This is a genomic window from Saccharothrix sp. NRRL B-16348 (assembly GCF_001280085.1).
Classification (GTDB): Bacteria; Actinomycetota; Actinomycetes; order Mycobacteriales; family Pseudonocardiaceae; genus Actinosynnema.
In genome coordinates, this window is the sequence record NZ_LGED01000125.1 from 64336 (window position 1) to 82025 (window position 17690).

Below are 17690 nucleotides of genomic sequence, written 5' to 3' on the forward strand. Positions count from 1 at the left end.
GGCGCGAGTCGAACGCTCACGTCCACCGTGTCGAACGCTCAGGACCCCCGAGTTCACCGTTCAGGTGCTCCGGGGTCCTGGCCCGGCCGCAGCCGCACCACGCCGTGGTCGAGGTCGATGTCCAGCGGTGGGGCGCCTTGGGTGTCTTCCTCGCGCATCACGGCCACGGAGTCGCGGTGGTCCAGCTCCATCCGCTTGGAGCCGTAGAACATCGCGGTGATCTCGTTGACGGTCGTGGTGGCCAGGGGTGTGCCCTTGTGCTTCCGGTGGCGTTGGCGCAGCAGTTCGTACACCGCGACCCCGACCACGGCCAACGTCCCGCCGGGGATGCTCCACGCCAACACCGTCTCCACCGCGTCCACACGGTCCGAACGGCCGGCGGGGCGCGAGGGTTCCGGAGTACCCCGTGGGACGGCGCGGTGCCGTCCCACGAGGTGTCGTCAGGTCAGTACACGAAGCACTCCGTGCTGCTGCCCGTGAAGCCCGCCGCACGCACGTCGGCCGGTGCGAACGAACCGGCGAACCGGCGCTCGACCTCGGCGCGCTCGGCGGCGTTCGGCAGGTCGTTGCGGCACGAGATCGGCGCGCTGGAGCCGGACATGAGGTCGGCGCACAGGCCGGTCCGCCGGTCCGGCAGGCCGAGGATGTGCCCGATCTCGTGCGTCGAGATCCGCGGCCGGTAGTAGCCCTGCTGGACGGCCTGGCGTCCCATGTAGACGGTGCCGTTGCCGAGCGACGTCACGTAGGCGCGCGGCCAGCCGTTGTCCGCGAGGATGCGGATGTTGACCGGCGTGCCGGACGCCCGGCGGGCCAGCTTGACGTTGGACACCGAGTTGTTCCAGTTCGTCGCGGCGCGATCCCAGTCCGCGGTGAACTCCTGGGCCTGGCTCACGTCGTAGTACAGGGTGCGGACCAGGGCCTGCGGCTCCGCCGACGCGGCGGGCGCCGCCACCGCGACCAGCGGCAGCAGCAGTCCCAGCACGCCGGCGAGGACGCCGACCGCCTTTCGTACGAGCATGGTGGTCTCCTTGGGTACAGGGAAGGGAGCCGTGTGACAGGGGAGGCTCCCGCCACCCAACGAACCAGCGCGTAGCCGGTTGTCACCAGACCCATACGTAGGGTTGTTCGACTGTGATCGGGTCGGCCCGCCGTGTGAAGCTGCGGCCATGACCGACGAGATCACCGTTTCCCTGTGGCGTGACCAGGCGCTCGCGCCCCTCCTGCTCGCCTACCACCTGCGGACCGAGGCCGAGAAGGGCGCCGCGGTGTCCGCCGTCGAGGAACTGCCGCCGCGCTACCGGGCCGAGGTGCTCGACCCGCGGGCCGCGTTCGCCGCGGACACCGTGCTGGTGGCCGAGACCGGCGGGAACGCGGTGGGCTGCGTGGTGGCCTCCGCGCCGACCGGAGGCTCGCTGGAGGTCAAGCGGCTGTGGGTGGACCCGGCCTGTCGAGGCAGGGGAGCGGCGAAGGCGCTGGTCGGCTCGGCGCTGCGGCACGCCGCCGACAGCGGCGCGGGGTCGGTGCGGTTGTCGGTCTGGCAGTGGCGGCAGGACGCCCTCGGCCTCTACGAACGCCTCGGCTTCACCCATGAGGACTCCTGGGACGACCGGCCCGGCCTGGTGTGCATGCGACGATCGGTACACGAATAGTTGACGCCGACTAGTTGTTCCTGGATAGTCAGAGTTGACTAGGAGGTGGCGGTGACGTCCAAGCGCAAGGTCGGCAACCTGCTCGGGCTGGCGGTGCTCGGCTATCTCGTCCGCGCGCCCATGCACCCCTACGAGCTGAGCCGGCTCATGCGGGCGCACGGTGACGACCGCAGCATCAAGTTCACCCACGGCTCGCTCTACATGGTGTTCGGCCAGCTCGCCAAGGCCGGGTTCATCGTGGAGCACGAGACGTCCCGCGAGGGCCAGCGGCCGGAGCGCACGGTCTACGCGTTGACCGACGCCGGCCGCGCCGAGCTGAAGGACTGGATGCGCGAGCTCGTCGCCGAGCCGGCGCACGAGCACCCGAAGTTCGTCGCGGCCCTGTCCATGATCGCGGCCCTGCACCCGGACGAGGTGGCCGCGCTGCTGCGCGACCGGCTCGACGGGCTGCGCCGGCAGTTGGCCGAGGCCGAGGCGATCGTGGCCGGCGCCGACGCGCACCCGCTCTTCCTGGTCGAAGAGGAGTACCGCATCGCGCTGCTGAACGCCGAGGTGGCGTTCGTCCGGCACTTCCTGGAGCGCATCGACGACTGGCGCCCGCTGTGGGCGGGCTTCCACGAGGAGGAACGATGAGAGCGACCGTCATCGGCGGCGGCATCGGCGGGCCCGTCGCCGCGCTGGCCCTGCGGAAGGCCGGTATCGAGGCGACCGTCCACGAGCGGTACGACCGCACGGCCGACGGCTCGGGCGGCGCGCTGAGCATCGCGCCCAACGGGTTGCAGGCGTTGGAGGTCGTCGGCCTGGCCGACGCGGTGCGGGAGATCGGCACGCCGATGACCGCGATGGAGCTGCAGAGCTGGACGGGCAAGACGCTCGGCCGGTTCGGCAGCGAACCGCCCCAACTGCTCGTGTGGCGTTACGACCTCTACCGCGTGCTGCGAGAGGAAGCGCTCCGGCGCGGGATCAGCATCGAGCACGGCAAGGAACTCGTCGACGCCGTGGACCGCGGCACGCACGTCACGGCACGGTTCGCCGACGGCTCCGAGGTGGACGCCGACGTGCTGGTCGGCGCGGACGGCATCCGGTCGACCGTGCGGCGGGTCGTCGACCCGGACGCGCCGGGCCCGCGCTACGCCGGTCTGCTCGGCTTCGGCGCGCGGCTGGCGCGGACCGGTGAGCCGTCGTCCGGCGGCGCGATGCGGCTCGTCTCGGGCAAGCGCGCGTTCTTCGGCTACCAGGTCGGCGACGACGGCTCCGGCGGCTGGTTCGCCAACCTGCCGCACAAGACACCGCTGACCACCGCCGAAGCACGGGCCACGAGCCCGGCGCGGTGGCTGGCCGTGCTGGGCGAGGCGTTCGCCGCCGACCGCACACCCGCCGCGCGCCTGATCGCCGCCACCGACCCGGCCGACCTCGTCGTGACGGGCGCGTTGGAGGACGTGCCGAGCGTGCCGAAGTGGAGCCGCGGCAGGCTGGTGCTGGTCGGCGACGCCGCGCACGCCACGTCGCCGAGTTCGGGCCAGGGCGCCTCGCTGGCGTTCGAGAGCGCCGTGCAACTGGCCCGCTGCCTGCGCGACCTGCCGCACGACGAGGCGTTCCGGACCTACGAGGCGCTGCGCCGCGGCCGGGTGGAGCGGATCATCGCCCAGGCCGCGCGGACGAACCGCGACAAGGCCGCCGGACCCGTGGGCCGCCTGCTGCGCGACGCGCTGATGCCCCTGGCGTTCAAGTTCGCCGACCCGGCGAGGTTCACCTGGCAGTTCGACCACCGGATCGAGTGGGACGACACCCTCACCACCGCGGCCTGACCGACTCGGCTCTAGCGCGGGTAGTCGAGCGGATGGTCGATGCGATCGGCCATCGCCTGGTAGGCGTTCACCATGGTGACCTCGCGGAAGTGCTTCGAGGCCTTCTCCCAGTCCCACGTCAGCTTGTCACCGTGGTGCTTCATGCGGAGGCCGCCGAAGGTCATCCGGAGCATGAAGTCGCGCTTGGTGTCCACGACGAAGGCACTGAGAGTCGTGCCGGTGCCGGTGTCACCCAGGATGACGGTCGCCTTCTCCCACGGACCGTCGAGGGTGCGTTCGGCCAGGCTGCCGGCCTCGTCCTCGTAGACGTCGCGCATGAGCTGCAACATCAGGTCGTACCGCCCGGTCGGCGTCTTGTACTTCTCGTCGTGGTAGAGGTGGCCCTCCATGTTGGCCGTGCCGAACCCGATCGAGATCAACCCCTCGGCGTTGTTGGACCGGTGCTTGGGGTCCTCGTAGAAGAGGGCGCGCCCCTCGCACAGCCGGACCCCGGCCGTGTTCTGGCCGTTCGTGCTGAGCAGGTCGTCGGCGAACTTCTGGTAGTCGAGGAACTCGGCGAGTTCGCGCACGTGGTCGGCGAACATGTCACAGGCCTTCCACGCCTCGATGTTGGCCGCCTTCACCTCTTCCATCGACTTGACGCTGGGAGCAGTCGGAGGTGTCGGCGTCTTGCCCGCGACGCCGCCACCGCCTCCGCACGCGGCGAGCAGGAGCCCGGTGGCGACGACGGCCACCAGGCCCTTGCCGAACCTTCGCCGTCGACGGGGTGTCGATGGGGTGGTCACGGCGCATCCTCCAGGGGGTTGTCGATCGGAGAGCTGTCGCCCTGGCGGCGTACACGCGTGCGCCGGTGCAACAGCTGATCAACACGTTAGGAGATCAATGGCTCCACCGGTGTCCGGTGAACACCGGACAGGCGGGGTTCCCGACCGGACCGTCCTATGTGGTCTTGGCCGCCGCCGTCGTCTCGCGGAGCACCGCCCAGGCGTCCGCCACCGGACCCACGTGCCCGAGCTTGTCGGGGTTGATCACCGTGCGGATCGTGTGAATCTGCCCGTCGACGATGTCGAGCGCCCAGGTGTTGACCACCTTGCCGTCCCGGTCGCGGAACACCGCGCCCGGCTCGCCGTTCACCGGCCGGGGCTCCACGACACCGCCGATCCGGACGAACGGCGGCACGAGCGAGGCGAGCACCCGCGCCACCTTCTCCGCGCCGACGAACCGCGCGGCCCACTGCGGCGCCTTGCCGCCGGAGTCACCGACCAATCGCACGTCGGCGGCGAGGAGTTCCCGCACACCGTCCACGTCCCCTTCCCGGAAGGCGTCGAAGAACCGTCCGGCGAGCTCGTCGCGCTCCCGCCGGTCGGCCTCGAACCGGGGCCGGCCCGCGTCCATGTGCCGGCGCGCCCGCACCGCGAGCTGGCGGCACGCCGACTCCGACCGACCCACGGCCGCCGCGACCTCGGGGAAGCCGAACCCGAACACCTCGCGCAGCACGAAGACCGCGCGTTCGAGCGGGGACAGCCGCTCCAGCAGGAGCAGGGCCGCCACCGACAGCGAGTCGGCCAGCTCCGCCGACCGCTCCGGGTCCTGGTACGGGTCGGTGAGCAGCGGCTCGGGGAACCACGGCCCCACGTACTCCTCGCGCCGGACGCGGGCCGAGCGCAGCACGTCGATCGAGATCCGGGTGACCACGGCCGAGAGGAACGCCTTGGTCGACGTCGGCCGGGTCGGCGAGGCGTCGTGGCGCAGCCAGGTCTCCTGGACCGCGTCCTCGGCCTCCGCCACGCTGCCCAGGATCCGGTAGGCGATCGAGAACAGCAGCGGGCGCAGCTCCTCGAACTCCTCGTCACGGGTCACCAGGACACCGGGCCTTCCTCGCCGAAGAACCCCGCGGTGGGTCCGTCCGCGCCGAGCGTGGCCAGCCGCACCACGACCGCCGCGCCCTGCGCGACCGTGAGGAACCCGGTGTGGTTGTTGCTGTCCGTGTCGACGTAGCCGGGTGCGACGGCGTTGACGAGGATGCCGTCCCCGCGCAGTTCGTTGGCGTACTGCACGGTCAGCGCGTTCAACGCGGTCTTGGACGGCGAGTACGCGGCCGACGGCAGCAGCGCGGCGAACGGGCCGTGCGGGTCGCTGGTGAGGGTCAGCGACGCGGCGTGGCTGCTGACGTTCACCACGCGCGGCGCGGGTGACCGCCGCAGCAGCGGCAGCATCGCGTTGGTCACCGCGATCACCCCGAAGACGTTGGTCTCGAACACCTCCCTGACCATGTCCAGGTCGACCGAGCCGGGTAGCTGGTCGTGCGCGTCCGCGGGCGAGACCTGCCCGGAACCGGTGATGCCGGCGTTGTTGACCAGCACGTCGAGGCGCCCGAAGCGCTCCTCGACGTGCCGCGCGACCTCGCGGACGGTGGCCTGGTCGGTGACGTCCAGCGTCACGGCGTGCGCGTCGCCGCCCACCGCGCGCAGCGCCTCGGCCGCCTCCTCACCACGCCGCCGGTCCCGGGCGCCGACCAGGACCGTCATGCCCAGCGCCGCGAGGTGCTCCGCGACCCCGCGGCCGATCCCCTTGTTCGCCCCGGTGACCAGCGCGACCTTCTGCTCGCTCATGACCTGCTCCTCGTCCTCCGCCGAACCGCCTTCGGAACCCGAGACGAGACAGCCTCGCGCCCTGTGACATCCGGACGGGAACGACCGGGGCGGCGCAGCGTCGCCGTCCGCCCCGGCGAGCCGTTCGCACGATGCCCCTGACCCCCGGTCGTCGTCGCGTCGCGCCCGCCGTTGGATCCGGATAGTTTTCGGCATGGCCTTCACCGACGAGGAGATCGACTACCTGCGGTCGCAGCCGCTCGGCCGGCTGGCGACCCTCGGCGCGGGCGGGCAGCCCGACGTCGTGCCGGTGGCCGTCGAGTTCGACGGGACGTTCCTGTGGGTCGGCGGCGGTCCGACCGTGCGCGGTACCCGGAAGTTCCGCAACATCGCCGCCGGTCACCACAAGGTGGCGCTGGTGGTCGACGACCTCGTGTCGCTCGACCCGTTCGTCGCCCGGGGCATCCGCGTGTACGGCGACGCCGAGCAGCCGTTCGAGCGGACCGGCCTGGTCGGCCCCGGCACCTACCTGCGCATCACGCCCACGGTGTCCTGGAGCTGGAACCTCGCGGGCGAGCCCGTCGGTGACGCCTGGTACCCGTCGACCAGGACGGTGCACTAGGAGAAGCGGCTCAGCAGCAGGTCGAGGCGGGCCCGGCGGTGGGTTGGGCGCAGGCGGCGGCCGTGGTCGAGGGTGGCTTGGCCGTGCAGAGCGCTCCAGAACACCTCGATCCTGGTCTCCACGTCGTCGTCGCCGGCGAGGGGTTCGACGACGGCCACGAACTCGCCGAACGCGGCCCGCAGCTCGGGCGGCGACTCGGCCGTGCCGAACGACAGGTCGACCTCGCGCACGAACATGGCGTCGTACAGCGCGGGACGCTCGGCGGCGAAGTCCAAGTAGGCCACCGCCAGCGCGCGGAGCGCCCGCACGGGTGAGCGGTGGGCCGTGCGGGCGGCGCGCATGCGTTCGGTCATGTCGGCGAAACCCTGCACGGCCACCGCGCGCACGATCGCGTCCTTGCCCTTGAAGTGGCTGTAGAGCACCGGCTGGCTGTACTCGACGCGCTCGGCCAGACGACGGGTGGTGACCGCGTCCCACCCCTCCGCCTCGGCCAGCTCCCTGGCCGCGTCGATGATCAGCCGACGGCGTTCGGCGCGTTCGCGTTCGCGGCGTTCCTGGATGGACACGCTTCGGATGCTAGCAGCGCTAGACATTCGAGCGCACGAGAAGCTAGTGTCGCTCTTGTACCTAGCACTGCTAGCACCTGGAGTCGGGTCATGTCCCACCACCGGATCAACACTGTTCTCGGCGTGCTCGTCGTCCTGGCGGGCTTCTACTTCGGCCTGGGCTTCCTGCTCGACCCGCAGGGCTCGGCGGCCGGGTTCGGCATCGACCCGTGGCCGGAGGGCAACGGGTACTTCGTGGTCAAGGGCGTCCGCGACATCGCCTACGCGCTGACCGCGCTGATCCTGCTGCTGCTCCGGCACCGCCGCGCCCTCGGCTGGGTGGTGCTGGCCGACGCGGTCATCCCGATCGGCGACTGCATCGCCGTGATGTCCAACGGTGGCACGGTGGCCCACGCGCTGGCCGTGCACGGCTCGGCGGCCGTGCTGGTGCTCACCGTGGCGGCGTCGATGCTGTGGGAGACCCGGAAGCGGGCGACGGCGACGTCGGAGACCGTCAAGCCGCAGACCCTGGAGACCCTGAAGCGGTGAGCAGGAACGCGGGCGACCACCAGTAGTCGTGCAGCCGGGTGACCCGGACATCGGTGAACCCGGCCCGCTCGACCTGCTCCGCCCACCGCGCGGCGGGCTGCTCCCAGGTCGACCGGGTCGCGCCCGGCACCAGCTGGCCGGTCAGCACCGGCATCAGGAACCCCTGCGCCACCAGGTCCCGGTCGGCCTCGTACTCGGTCAGCCCCCGCTCGTACGCCTCGGCCAGGAACCGCCGGTGCTCCGGGCTCCCGTGCGGCAGGTCCGGCACGTCGAACTCGACCACGGCGAGCACGCCGACGTGCCCGACCAGGTCCGCCAGCACGCGGTCGCGCACCTCGTGCGGCAACGCGTGCAGGGCGAACGTCGACTGGGCCACGCCGAACACCGCGTCCGCGGGCAACGCCGCCGCGAACGGCTCCACCCGCGTGTGCCGGGCATCGACCTCGTGCCCGGCCAACGCCCGCACCGCCTCGTCGAGCAACGCCGCCGACGGCTCGACCAGCGTCACCGAGGCCGGCGCGTGCGCCGAGGCCAGCACGGGCGCCAGCGCCCGCCCGTCACCGCAGCCGATGTCCAGCAGGCTCGTCGGCCGCGCCTCGGCGTGGACCCTCCCCAACGCCTCGGTGACCGCCCGGTACAGGCCCACGTTGCCGCCGCCGTCGATGAACGCCTCGAACGCCGCGGGCTGGTCGTACACCGAGCCGTCCCGCGTCGCCGCCAAGTGCTCGGCCAACGCCGCCGCCAACGGCGTGTCCCCGCCGCGCAGCGCCTCCCTGGCACCGCCGATGTCGCCGTCCGTCAACGCCCGCAGAGCTTCGTCGATGTGGTTCGTCACGCCCTGAGCATGCCAAACACGCAGGTCGAAACCCGGAGTTGGCCGGACGTTGGTCTGTCGTTGGCGCGCCGGTATCCACTGTCGCCTGAACGAATCCGAGCAGGGGGAGCGATTTCCGTGGTAGAGCGACGGTACGGCGGCGACACGGCCGGGGAGGGCCGGCGATGACCGACCAGTGGACCGGAGCCGGCATCTTCGAGAGCTACGCGAGCTTCGTCAAGACGATCGAGGGCGACGCGCAGAGCGAGACCGAACGCGTGCTGGACATCACGTTCGGCGCCATCGACGTGGTCGCCTCGACGGTGGCGCTGGCGATCGACCCGATCGGCACGCTGCTGGCGGCCGGGATCGGCTGGCTGATCGAGCACGTCAGCTTCCTCCGCGAGCCGCTGGACATGCTGATGGGCGACCGCGACGCCATCCAGGCGCACATCGAGCTGGTCAAGGCCGACGCCAAGCAGATCCGCGACCAGGCCGAGTTGCACAAGAGCGCGATGGCCCAGTTCACCGGCTGGGAGGGCAAGGCGGCCGAGGCGTTCAAGCAGAGCATGGACCGGCTCGGCGGCGAGCTGGACTCGTTGGCCGAGGTCGTCGACGGCACGGCGCGCGTCACGGCGGTGACCGGCACGCTGATCATCATCCTGCGCGACATCGTGCGCGACCTGATCGCCGGCCTGCTCGCGCAGCTCGTCAAGGGCGCGTTGATCGCGGCGGCGGCCGCGGTGTTCACGCTGGGCGCGTCCATCGTCGGGTTCATCGGCTACGCGGTCGGCGCGGCCACCGCGCTGGCGGTGCAGATCGGCGCCCGGATCGCCAAGCTGATCGCCGCGCTGGGCAGGCAGGCCTCGCGGCTCGGCAAGCTCGGCGGCTCGATGGGCTCGATCGCGCAGGGCTTCTCGCGGTTCGGCGACGCGGGCGGCATCGTGCACGAGACCGTCAAGGCGGGCGGCGGGTACGGCGGCTTCTACGGCGACGAGAAGGGCCCCGCGCCGCAGACCGGCGACCAGGCGAAGGCGGCCGTCTGATGGCCCGCGTCGGAGGGGGCGGCAGCTCCACGCCGCCACCCGGCGGCTCCCCGCCGCCGCCGGGCAGCCCGGACAGCACCACCAGCACGACCAGCAACCCGTTCAGCGACCGGTACGAGGTCAGCCCGCCGCCGTCGCCGCAGAACCCGTTCGACGACTTCTACCAGATCAGCGACAACGGCAGCGCGATGAGCCTGGACAACCTGGACTGGCAGGCGCAGAACCTGGACAACCTGGGCGACGGCCTCACCACGACCAGCCAGAACCTGGGCTCGCACCAGGCGACGGCCGAGGCGTACGGCGCGTTCGGAAGCATGATCGCGTCACCGCTGAACACGACGATCGGCCAAGGGGCGGACACCACCAAGGCCGCCGCGGACGCCGCCGCCAACGCCGCGCAGAAGGTGCGCGACTCGGCCGAGACGATGCGCACCACCGACAGCGACATCTCGGACAACCTGAACAACATCGGCCAGGACAACAACGTCTACCAGGGCCCTCCGGGCTCGTCGGGCGGCCGTCCCGAGGGCGGCGAGAACCGTCCCGGCGACACCGGCGGCCAGGACAAGCCCGACGGCCAGGACAACACCGTGCCGCCGCCGCCCGAGGTGACCGGTGACGGCCCGATGCCGCCACCGCCGAACGCCACGCCGATGCAGAGCCCGGACACCAGGCCGATCGGCGACCGCATCGGCGACATCCGGCAGCAGCTCGGCGTGCACAACGACGTCGGCGCGGTCGTCGTGCCCACGGGCAACCGGCCCGACGGCAGCGCGTACACCCTCGACACGCCGGTCATGGACCTGCCGCCGGAGAACCGGCACGGGCTCACCCCCGAGCAGCAGGGCATGAGGCTGGGCGACCTGATGGGCTACCCGCCCGAGCTGATGGCCGACCCGGAGTTCGCGGGCACCCCGGCGGCCGACGCCCTCGACATGCAGGGCGGTGGCGCCTACAACGGCGACAGCAACCTGCTCATGATCGACGACCAGCACAACGACAACGCGACGTTGCTGCACGAGGTCGGGCACGCCCGGCAGCGGGAGCACGGCTTCGACCACCACAACTCGCAGAACACGTTGCTGGAGTACCAGAACGTGCTCGTCAACGAGAACGCCCACCACGACGCGAACGGCAACCCGCCGCGACTGGCCTACCAGCCGCCGCCGGGTCAGCCCCCGACCGACTGGAACGGCCTGCGCGACTACGTCCAGGGCAACCCGACCACGGTGGGCGGGCAGCAGCTCACCATGAACCCCGCCCAGCGGGACCAGAGCCTGGTGCTGCTCGACCAGATCGAGCAGCTCACCGGACCCGGCGGCCCGTACGAGGCCGACGGGCCGCGGGTGCGCGACAACCTGATCAAGGAGTTCTTCGCCAAGGAGAAGCAGTTGCAGGGCTAGTAGCGTGTCGCTGCTTAGTTGTGGTGCTTGTGGCTGAGAGCCTGTTGACCGGCAGGTCCTTCTCCCTGCCGGACAAGGACGGTTGACATGGCGTCCCAGTTGAAGCGGCCGGTCAGGTTGTCGGCGCGGGATCGTGAGGCGTTGATCCGGCTGATCACCACGGGTGTGCATCCGGCGTCGTCAATCAGACGGGCTCAGGTCCTGCTGGATCTGGACACCTCGGTGGGCGAGCCGGACCCGAAGGAGGTAATCGCGGCCCGCCTCGGGGTGTCGGGTGAGATGCTGCGGCTGGTCGCCAAGCGGTTCACCGAGACCGGTGGCGATGCGCTGGCCACGGTGTCACGCAAGAAACGGGATCTTCCGCCGGTTCCATCCCCGGTGACCGGCGAGGTCGAGGCCCGACTGATCGCCCTGGCATGCTCTCAACCGCCGGCCGGACACGCCCGATGGTCGTTGCGGCTGCTGGAGAAACACGTCGAACTCACCGAGGACATCCCGAACCTGGACCACTCCACCATCGGCCGGGTCTTAAAAAAACGGAACTGCGTCCTCATCTGAGGAAGTCCTGGAACATCCCGCCGCGCGCGAATGCGGAGTTCGCCGCCCGCATGGAGGACGTGCTCGCCGTCTACGCCCGGCCGCACGACCCCGCCCGTCCGGTGGTGTGCATGGACGAGAAACCCTTCCAGCTCCTCGGCCAGGTCCGCGAACCACTCCCCGCCCGGCCAGGCCGCGATGCCCGCCACGACAGCGAGTACGTCCGGTGCGGCACCTGCTCGATCTTCGTGTTCACCGAGCCCCTGCGCGGGTGGCGCCGCGTCCACGCCCTGCCCCGGCGAACCAAGATCGACTGGGCCGGGCAGGTCAAACACCTCCTGACCATGGACTATCCCGACGCCCGGACCGTGGTGCTGGTCATGGACAACCTCAACACCCACGGCATCGCCTCGCTCTACGAGGCCTTCGAACCCGGCGAGGCCTTCGCCCTGGCCCAGCGCCTGGAGATCCACCACACCCCCAAACACGGCTCCTGGCTCAACATCGCCGAGATCGAACTGTCCGCACTGTCCCGGCAATGCCTCGACCGCCGTATCAGCGACCTCGACACCCTCAACACCGAACTCGCCGCCTGGCAACACGCCATCAACACCGAACAGCGTCAGATCCGCTGGCAGTTCACCACCGACGACGCACGCATCAAACTCCGCCACCTATACCCCAAGAGTTAGCCGCGACGGTCTACTAGTAGGGCTTTGTCAGGTGCGCGTCCGCCCCCGGCTACCCGCGGCCGGGGGCGGGGCTGCGCATCACGATCAGGTCGCCGTGCCCGCCGTACCCCAGCACTGGCTCGGCGTACTGCGTGCCGTCGAACGTGATCAGCCACCACTCGCGGCCGACCGGCAGCAGCATCGGGTGCGGGATGTTCGTGCCGTACGGCGCGTCGAGCGTGCCCAGCTTCCGCATCGCCAGGTCGTACACCGGGTACTGCCGCGCGTCGCCGTCGCTGGCGAAGAGGTACCACTCGCGGCCGACCCGCTGGATGATCGTGCCCTCGGTCTGGTCCACCGAGGTGTCCGCGCCGACCAGCCGCGTGTCGGTGTAGTCCGCGCCGGGAGCCGCGACGGCGAGCGCCGGGTGGAACACGAACGCCGGCTGCTGCGCCTCGCTCTCCACGAACGCCAGGCGCCAGCGGCCGTCGACGCGGGTCAGGGCCGGGTCCCACGAGCTGACGGAGGTCGGCAGCGGCAGCCGCTCGGTGCGCAGGACGTGCACGCCGCGCAGCACGTTCGCGGTGGTCGCGGTGTGCCGGATGTGCACGCCCCGGAACGCGAAGTCGCCCCACGAGCTCATCAGCAGGATGAACCGGCCGGTGCGGTCGTCGTACACGATCTGCCCGGCGTGGTCGCCCAGCACCACGCCGTCGCGCTCGAAGAACAGGATCGCGACCTGCTCCAGCTTCGCCGGGTCGGCCAGGTCGATCGTCCAGACCGCCCAGTGCGCCTGCTGGAAGAAGCCCAGCCCGGCGTTGGTCATGGTCACGTACAGCTTGCCGTCGCGGATGTACGGCCTGCCGTCGGCGTGCTGCACGACGTGCGGGTCGCGGACGCCCGCCTGGCCGAAGTAGCCCGCGCGCACCCGGCCGAGCCGCACGTCGCCACGGCCGCCGTAGGCGTAGTCGAGGCCGCCCAGCACCGCGGGCACCCGCAGGTCGACCAGCGCGCGCACGCCGTCCCGCTCGGTCAGCACCGGTTGCCAGCCCATGCCGGCGCCGGTGGTGTCGACCAGGACGGTGACCGCGTTCTCGTTGACCACGACGGCGAACCGGAACGCGCCGGTCACGCGCACGTCGGCGGACTTGACCACGGTGGTCACGCCGCCGGTGGTCACCTCGATCGCGGCCTTGCCCGCGGCCGCGTCGAGCGTGCCGAGCACGGACGTGCCGCCGCCCGCCAGGCCCGCCACCACCACACCTTCGGCGCGCTGCACCTCCACCAGCACCGACCCGAACGGCGCACGGGGCCGCACACCGGTCCGGACCAGCGTGGTCGAGGTGGCCGGCGGGGGTGTGATCGCGCTGTCGTACTGCACGAAACGCGGTGCGACCAGGTCGAACGGGCGGTGCTTGTGCGCCACCGCGAAGTGCAGGTCGAACGGAGTCGTGGACGGCTGACCCATCGCGGGCACGTTACCGAACAGCGCCGAGAGCGCCCCGACCGCACCCGCCGCCCCCGCGTGGCGCAGCACCGCGCGTCGATCCATGTCCCGTGCCGCCATCGGACCTCCTCGGACTCCTGCCGGTACTTGTTAACCATGTGTTACAGGCAGGTGTGACCAGGTGTCCAGAGGGTGGTTCGGGTCAGGCGACGCCCGTCAAGGCGTAGCGGACGCGATGGGTGAGGAAGACGGACACGTCCCGCACGTGCTCGTAGGCGGTGACCACCAGGACGTCGCCGCGCAGCTCCACCGTCCCCCAGAACTGCCACGGGTCCGCACCGACGTCCACCACTTCGGCCAGGACCGCGGCACGCAGGTCGTGCCCGACCGCGAGCAGCACGCCGGCGTCCAGCACCACGAGCGTGCCGTCCGGCAGCACCACCGGCTCCGCGGCCTGCCCGTTCCGCAGCCGGTCACCGCGTTCGAGCTCGCCGTCGGGCAGCAAGCGCGCCAACCTCGACGCGGTGGGGGACCGCCGGTCGCACTCGACCACGCGCACCCCGTCCGCGTCGGGCACGTAGTGGCCGTACGTGTGCCACGTGGTCAGCAGCGCCCCGTCCCGGTCGTGCAGCCAGGTCTCGAAGATCCCGTAGCCCTCCAGCCCGAGCACGAACCGGCCGCCGTCCACCGCCGCCGCCCGGTCGCCGCGCAACTCCGCCAGCCGGTCGCCGGTGCGGAGGTCGAGCAGCAGCGCCGGACCCAGGTGGCCCCACGCGTGGTAGTCCCGGCTGTCGGTCAGCACCAGCAGCCGGTCCTCGCTCACGTGCACGGCGCGCGGGTTCGCGCCGCACCGGTGCCACCACGCGCGTGCGCCACCGCGCCACGCCGCGAGTTCGACGCCGGACGCGACGAAGCGCAGCCCCGCGACGGTGCCCAGCTCCCGGGGCTTCGCCGGTTTGTCCCAGCCTTCCGACGTGGTCCGGTCGAGCTCGACGACCGCCAGGGCGCTCACGCCGTCAGCACCAGCTTGCCCCGCCCGTGGCCCCGTGCGCTGACGCGGTGCGCCTCGGCGGCGTCGGCCAGCGGGAACGTGCCGCCGACGGTGGTCACCACCTCGCCCTTCGCGGCCCGCTCGGCGAGTTCGGCGAGGCGTTCGGCGGACCGCTGCTGTGGGCCGCCGGTGAACACCACGCCCAGCGAGTCGGCGGCGTAGTCGGCGATGGTGACGATGCGGCCCGTGCCGCCGCGCAGCTCGATCGACGCGGGCAGCGCGCCCTTGCCCGCCACGTCGAACACCGCGTCGACCCCTTCGGGCGCCAACGCGCGCACCCGTTCCACCAAGCCCTCGCCGTAGGTCGTCGGCGTGGCGCCGAGCGCGGCGACGTGCTCCTGGTTGGCCGGACCGGCGGTGCCGATGACCCGCAACCCCGCCAGCACGCCCAGTTGCACGGCGATCGAGCCCACGCCGCCCGCCGCGCCGTGCACCAGCAACGTCTCGCCCGGCTTGACGTCGAGCAGGCCGAACACGCGGTCGGTGGTCTCCAGGGCCACGGGCAGCGTCACGGCGTGCTCCCACGACAGCCCCGCCGGCTTGCGCACGACCGTGGTCGCCAACGCGAACTCGGCGTACGCGCCGGTGTCGGACCAGCCGAGCACGTCGTCACCGACCGACCAGTCGGTGACGTCCGCGCCGACCGCGTCGACCACGCCCGCGACCTCGATGCCCAGGATCGTCGGCAACGGCGTGGTGAAGACGGCTTCCATGCCGCCCGCGCGGACCACCGCGTCGTACGGGTTCACCCCGGCCGCCCGCACCCGCAGGCGCACCTGGCCCGCACCGGGCTCCGGCCGTTCGACCTCGGCGGGGCGCAGCTCTTCCGGACCGCCGAAACGGCTCAGCACAACGGCTTTCACGATGTCTCCTCAGTGGACTCGCGGTGGACGGTCGCGTGCTCGACCGCACCGGCAAGGCGATGTCGCGGCCTTCGCACGGTCTCCCGGCTACAGTCCGCCGTCATGACCGACAAGCCCGCGCGCGGCGGTGGTGCGCCCCAGGACGTCGAACTGGCCCGGCTGCGCGAGCCCGCGCCGAGGGAACGGGCCGACGCGGCGCGCAACCGGGCCAAGATCCTCGACGTCGCGGCGCGGCTGTTCGCGCGGCACGGCGTCGCGGAGGTGTCGATGGACCAGATCGCCGCGGCGGCCGAGGTCGGCAAGGGGACGCTGTTCCGCCGGTTCGGCGACAAGGCGGGGCTGGCTTCGGCGCTGCTGGGCGCGCGCGAGGAGGAACTGCAGGCCGCGATCCTCGGCGGGCCGCCGCCGCTGGGGCCGGACGCGCCCGCGGGGGAGCGGCTGGTCGCGTTCGTGGTCGCGTACGCGGACTTCCTGGAGGCTAACCTCGACCTGGTGCGGCTGTCCGAGACCGCCAGCCCGAGCGCCCGCTACCGGACGGGCGCGTACCGGTTCTGGCACCTGCACGTGCGCATCCTGCTCGCCGAGGCGCGGCCGGACCTCGACGCCGACTACTTCGCGCACGCGCTGCTCGCACCGCTGGCCGCCGACCTGCGGCACGCCACCGGCGACGTGTTCTCCGCCGAGCGCGTCGCCACCGACCTCACCCACCTGGCCCGACTGGTCCTCACCGGTCGGATCATGCCGTGATCCACGTCTCCGCGCGAAACCGGACCGCAGTCCGCTAGAGTGGCCATCAACCGGACCGCAGTCCGGTTGATGGCATCGTGACGGAGGACTGGACCATGACGACCCTGCTGCACATCTCCGCGTCGCCGAGGGGCGAGGCCTCGGAGTCGCTGTCGATCGCCCGCACGTTCCTCGACGCCTACCGGGCGAACCACCCCGACCACCGGGTCGACGAGTTCGACCTGTGGGACGGCACGCTGCCCCCGTTCGGGCCGGACGCCGCGGCGGCCAAGATGGCGGTGTTCGCGGGGCAGGAGCCGACGGGTGCCGCCGCGCGGGCGTGGGAGGCCGCGACCAGGACGTTCGACCGCTTCGCCGCCGCCGACGCGTACCTGTTCAGCGTGCCCATGTGGAACGCGGGCGTGCCCTACGTCCTCAAGCAGTTCATCGACGTGGTGAGCCAGCCGGGCATGGCGTTCGGGTTCGACCCCGAGCACGGCTACGCCGGTCTGCTCACGGGCAGGAAGGCGGCCGTCGTCTACACCGGCGCTGTGTACGGGGAGGGTCGCGGCCCGGCGTTCGGCGAGGACTTCCAGCGGCCGTTCTTCAGCGGGTGGCTGCGCTGGGCGGGGATCACCGACATCACCGAGATCGAGTTCCGCCCGAACCTGGTGACCGCCGACGCCGACGCGCGCCGTGAGCGGGCGCACGAGGAGGCCGCCAAGGCCGCCGCGAACTTCTGACCTGCCCGGACTCCCCGACCCTCCGGGACTCCAGCGCGGCCGGGTGGCCGGCACGTCGGCGGGACGGCGCGTCACCGGTGGGCGCAGGCGGTCAGGGCGGTGAACGCCTCCCAGGCCTCCTCGGGCCCGAACCGCCGCGGTGGCAGCACGTAGTGCAGCGCTTCGTACGAGAGGTCGCCCCACGGCTCAAGTCGGTGCGCCCGGCCGAGAACCCGGCCGCAGTCGGCGCACGCGAGCCACGGAACCACGACGAGATCCGCCTCCGGCTCGCCACCCGCCTCCGTCAACGGCTCCGCACCTGCCGTCATCGCCGCATCCGCCGCCGGTTCGCCTTCGACTGTCCGCACCCGGCCGCCGGGGCGTGACCGGCAGCGGCGCAGGGCGGGTTCGACCGATTCCCGCACGCCCCAGACCTCCGCGGTGACGGCGATGCGCGCGCGTTCGTCGTCGTCGATCGCCACGTCGCCGTCCGCCAGGCCGGTCATCAGCAGGTCGATCCCGGCCTCCTGCTCGCCGATGTCCCAGCACTCGACCACGTCCCGCGCCCGTGCCGGCGGCAGCAGCGCCGCCAGCTCGCACCACCGGGCCCTGTCCTCGTCCACGTCACCGAGGCTAACCGGACGAT

At 71.9% G+C, this 17690-nt stretch carries 22 protein-coding genes; 11 read left to right on the forward strand and 11 right to left on the reverse strand.

What is annotated here, in order from left to right:
- Positions 1 to 53 precede the first annotated feature (53 nt).
- A complete protein-coding gene (locus ADK67_RS13675) occupies positions 54 to 353 on the reverse strand; it encodes a DUF6191 domain-containing protein (protein WP_053716921.1) in 300 nt (99 codons plus the stop codon).
- Positions 354 to 445: 92 nt separating this feature from the next.
- Complete coding sequence (locus ADK67_RS13680) at positions 446 to 1018, reverse strand: snapalysin family zinc-dependent metalloprotease (RefSeq protein WP_053716792.1); 573 nt, start codon at positions 1016 to 1018, stop codon at positions 446 to 448.
- A 148-nt stretch (positions 1019 to 1166) separates the two neighbouring features.
- Between ADK67_RS13680 and ADK67_RS13685 the strand changes: the two genes are divergently transcribed.
- The 3 genes from ADK67_RS13685 to ADK67_RS13695 are packed head-to-tail and all read left to right on the forward strand — an operon-like array spanning position 1167 to position 3457.
- Positions 1167 to 1649, forward strand: coding sequence for a GNAT family N-acetyltransferase (locus ADK67_RS13685; protein ID WP_053716793.1), 483 nt, complete (start codon positions 1167 to 1169; stop codon positions 1647 to 1649).
- A 51-nt stretch (positions 1650 to 1700) separates the two neighbouring features.
- On the forward strand, positions 1701 to 2282 hold the full coding sequence (locus ADK67_RS13690; protein ID WP_053716922.1) for a PadR family transcriptional regulator: 582 nt from the start codon (positions 1701 to 1703) through the stop codon (positions 2280 to 2282).
- A complete protein-coding gene (locus ADK67_RS13695) occupies positions 2279 to 3457 on the forward strand; it encodes an FAD-dependent oxidoreductase (RefSeq protein WP_053716794.1) in 1179 nt (392 codons plus the stop codon). The genes ADK67_RS13690 and ADK67_RS13695 overlap by 4 nt, the downstream gene beginning before the upstream one ends.
- An 11-nt stretch (positions 3458 to 3468) precedes the next feature.
- Here the strand turns inward: ADK67_RS13695 and ADK67_RS13700 are convergent, their stop codons facing one another.
- The 3 genes from ADK67_RS13700 to ADK67_RS13710 form a co-directional block, all read right to left on the reverse strand.
- The gene (locus ADK67_RS13700; RefSeq protein WP_157620265.1) at positions 3469 to 4242 is read right to left on the reverse strand and encodes a hypothetical protein; all 774 of its coding nucleotides are present in this window, start codon (positions 4240 to 4242) and stop codon (positions 3469 to 3471) included.
- Positions 4243 to 4396: 154 nt separating this feature from the next.
- Positions 4397 to 5317, reverse strand: coding sequence for an RNA polymerase sigma-70 factor (locus ADK67_RS13705; protein WP_053716796.1), 921 nt, complete (start codon positions 5315 to 5317; stop codon positions 4397 to 4399).
- Positions 5314 to 6069 (reverse strand): SDR family oxidoreductase, encoded by a 756-nt coding sequence (locus ADK67_RS13710; protein WP_053716797.1) that lies wholly within the window; start codon positions 6067 to 6069, stop codon positions 5314 to 5316. The genes ADK67_RS13705 and ADK67_RS13710 overlap by 4 nt, the downstream gene beginning before the upstream one ends.
- Before the next feature lie 193 nt (positions 6070 to 6262).
- On the opposite strand from ADK67_RS13710, the gene ADK67_RS13715 reads away from it, so the two are divergent.
- On the forward strand, positions 6263 to 6670 hold the full coding sequence (locus ADK67_RS13715) for a PPOX class F420-dependent oxidoreductase (RefSeq protein ID WP_053716798.1): 408 nt from the start codon (positions 6263 to 6265) through the stop codon (positions 6668 to 6670).
- Here ADK67_RS13715 and ADK67_RS13720 read toward each other — a convergent pair.
- Complete coding sequence (locus ADK67_RS13720) at positions 6667 to 7236, reverse strand: TetR/AcrR family transcriptional regulator (protein ID WP_053716799.1); 570 nt, start codon at positions 7234 to 7236, stop codon at positions 6667 to 6669. The two genes, ADK67_RS13715 and ADK67_RS13720, sit on opposite strands and share 4 nt — an antisense overlap.
- A gap of 90 nt (positions 7237 to 7326) precedes the next feature.
- Here ADK67_RS13720 and ADK67_RS13725 point away from each other — a divergent pair, with 90 nt between their 5' ends.
- Entirely contained in the window at positions 7327 to 7764 is a 438-nt protein-coding gene (locus ADK67_RS13725) for a DUF4267 domain-containing protein (RefSeq protein ID WP_063797595.1), read from the forward strand.
- Here the strand turns inward: ADK67_RS13725 and ADK67_RS13730 are convergent.
- Positions 7730 to 8599 carry a class I SAM-dependent methyltransferase gene (locus tag ADK67_RS13730; protein WP_053716800.1) on the reverse strand — a complete coding sequence of 290 codons (870 nt, stop codon included), beginning with the start codon at positions 8597 to 8599 and terminating at the stop codon, positions 7730 to 7732. The two genes, ADK67_RS13725 and ADK67_RS13730, sit on opposite strands and share 35 nt — an antisense overlap.
- A 164-nt stretch (positions 8600 to 8763) precedes the next feature.
- Here ADK67_RS13730 and ADK67_RS13735 point away from each other — a divergent pair, with 164 nt between their 5' ends.
- From ADK67_RS13735 to ADK67_RS50780, 4 genes are all read left to right on the forward strand, one after another.
- Positions 8764 to 9624, forward strand: a complete 861-nt coding sequence (locus ADK67_RS13735) for a WXG100 family type VII secretion target (protein ID WP_053716801.1) — start codon at positions 8764 to 8766, stop codon at positions 9622 to 9624.
- Positions 9624 to 11027, forward strand: a complete 1404-nt coding sequence (locus ADK67_RS13740; protein WP_053716802.1) for a hypothetical protein — start codon at positions 9624 to 9626, stop codon at positions 11025 to 11027. The genes ADK67_RS13735 and ADK67_RS13740 overlap by 1 nt, the downstream gene beginning before the upstream one ends.
- Before the next feature lie 87 nt (positions 11028 to 11114).
- Positions 11115 to 11585 (forward strand): helix-turn-helix domain-containing protein, encoded by a 471-nt coding sequence (locus ADK67_RS52500; protein WP_197289434.1) that lies wholly within the window; start codon positions 11115 to 11117, stop codon positions 11583 to 11585.
- Complete coding sequence (locus tag ADK67_RS50780; protein WP_197289435.1) at positions 11474 to 12256, forward strand: IS630 family transposase; 783 nt, start codon at positions 11474 to 11476, stop codon at positions 12254 to 12256. Before ADK67_RS52500 ends, ADK67_RS50780 begins: the two co-directional genes overlap by 112 nt.
- A 49-nt stretch (positions 12257 to 12305) precedes the next feature.
- On the opposite strand, the gene ADK67_RS13755 is transcribed toward ADK67_RS50780, so the two are convergent.
- From ADK67_RS13755 to ADK67_RS13765, 3 genes are all read right to left on the reverse strand, one after another.
- Positions 12306 to 13802 (reverse strand): hypothetical protein, encoded by a 1497-nt coding sequence (locus ADK67_RS13755; protein WP_053716804.1) that lies wholly within the window; start codon positions 13800 to 13802, stop codon positions 12306 to 12308.
- Positions 13803 to 13884: 82 nt separating this feature from the next.
- Positions 13885 to 14694, reverse strand: a complete 810-nt coding sequence (locus ADK67_RS13760; protein WP_053716805.1) for a hypothetical protein — start codon at positions 14692 to 14694, stop codon at positions 13885 to 13887.
- The gene (locus tag ADK67_RS13765; protein ID WP_053716806.1) at positions 14691 to 15596 is read right to left on the reverse strand and encodes an NADP-dependent oxidoreductase; all 906 of its coding nucleotides are present in this window, start codon (positions 15594 to 15596) and stop codon (positions 14691 to 14693) included. The genes ADK67_RS13760 and ADK67_RS13765 overlap by 4 nt, the downstream gene beginning before the upstream one ends.
- A gap of 102 nt (positions 15597 to 15698) precedes the next feature.
- Between ADK67_RS13765 and ADK67_RS13770 the strand changes: the two genes are divergently transcribed.
- Entirely contained in the window at positions 15699 to 16343 is a 645-nt protein-coding gene (locus ADK67_RS13770) for a TetR/AcrR family transcriptional regulator (protein ID WP_053716807.1), read from the forward strand.
- A 95-nt stretch (positions 16344 to 16438) separates the two neighbouring features.
- A complete protein-coding gene (locus ADK67_RS13775; protein WP_053716924.1) occupies positions 16439 to 17065 on the forward strand; it encodes an FMN-dependent NADH-azoreductase in 627 nt (208 codons plus the stop codon).
- Between the two features lie 71 nt (positions 17066 to 17136).
- Here the strand turns inward: ADK67_RS13775 and ADK67_RS13780 are convergent, their stop codons facing one another.
- Positions 17137 to 17667, reverse strand: coding sequence for a hypothetical protein (locus tag ADK67_RS13780; protein WP_053716808.1), 531 nt, complete (start codon positions 17665 to 17667; stop codon positions 17137 to 17139).
- Positions 17668 to 17690 lie beyond the last annotated feature (23 nt).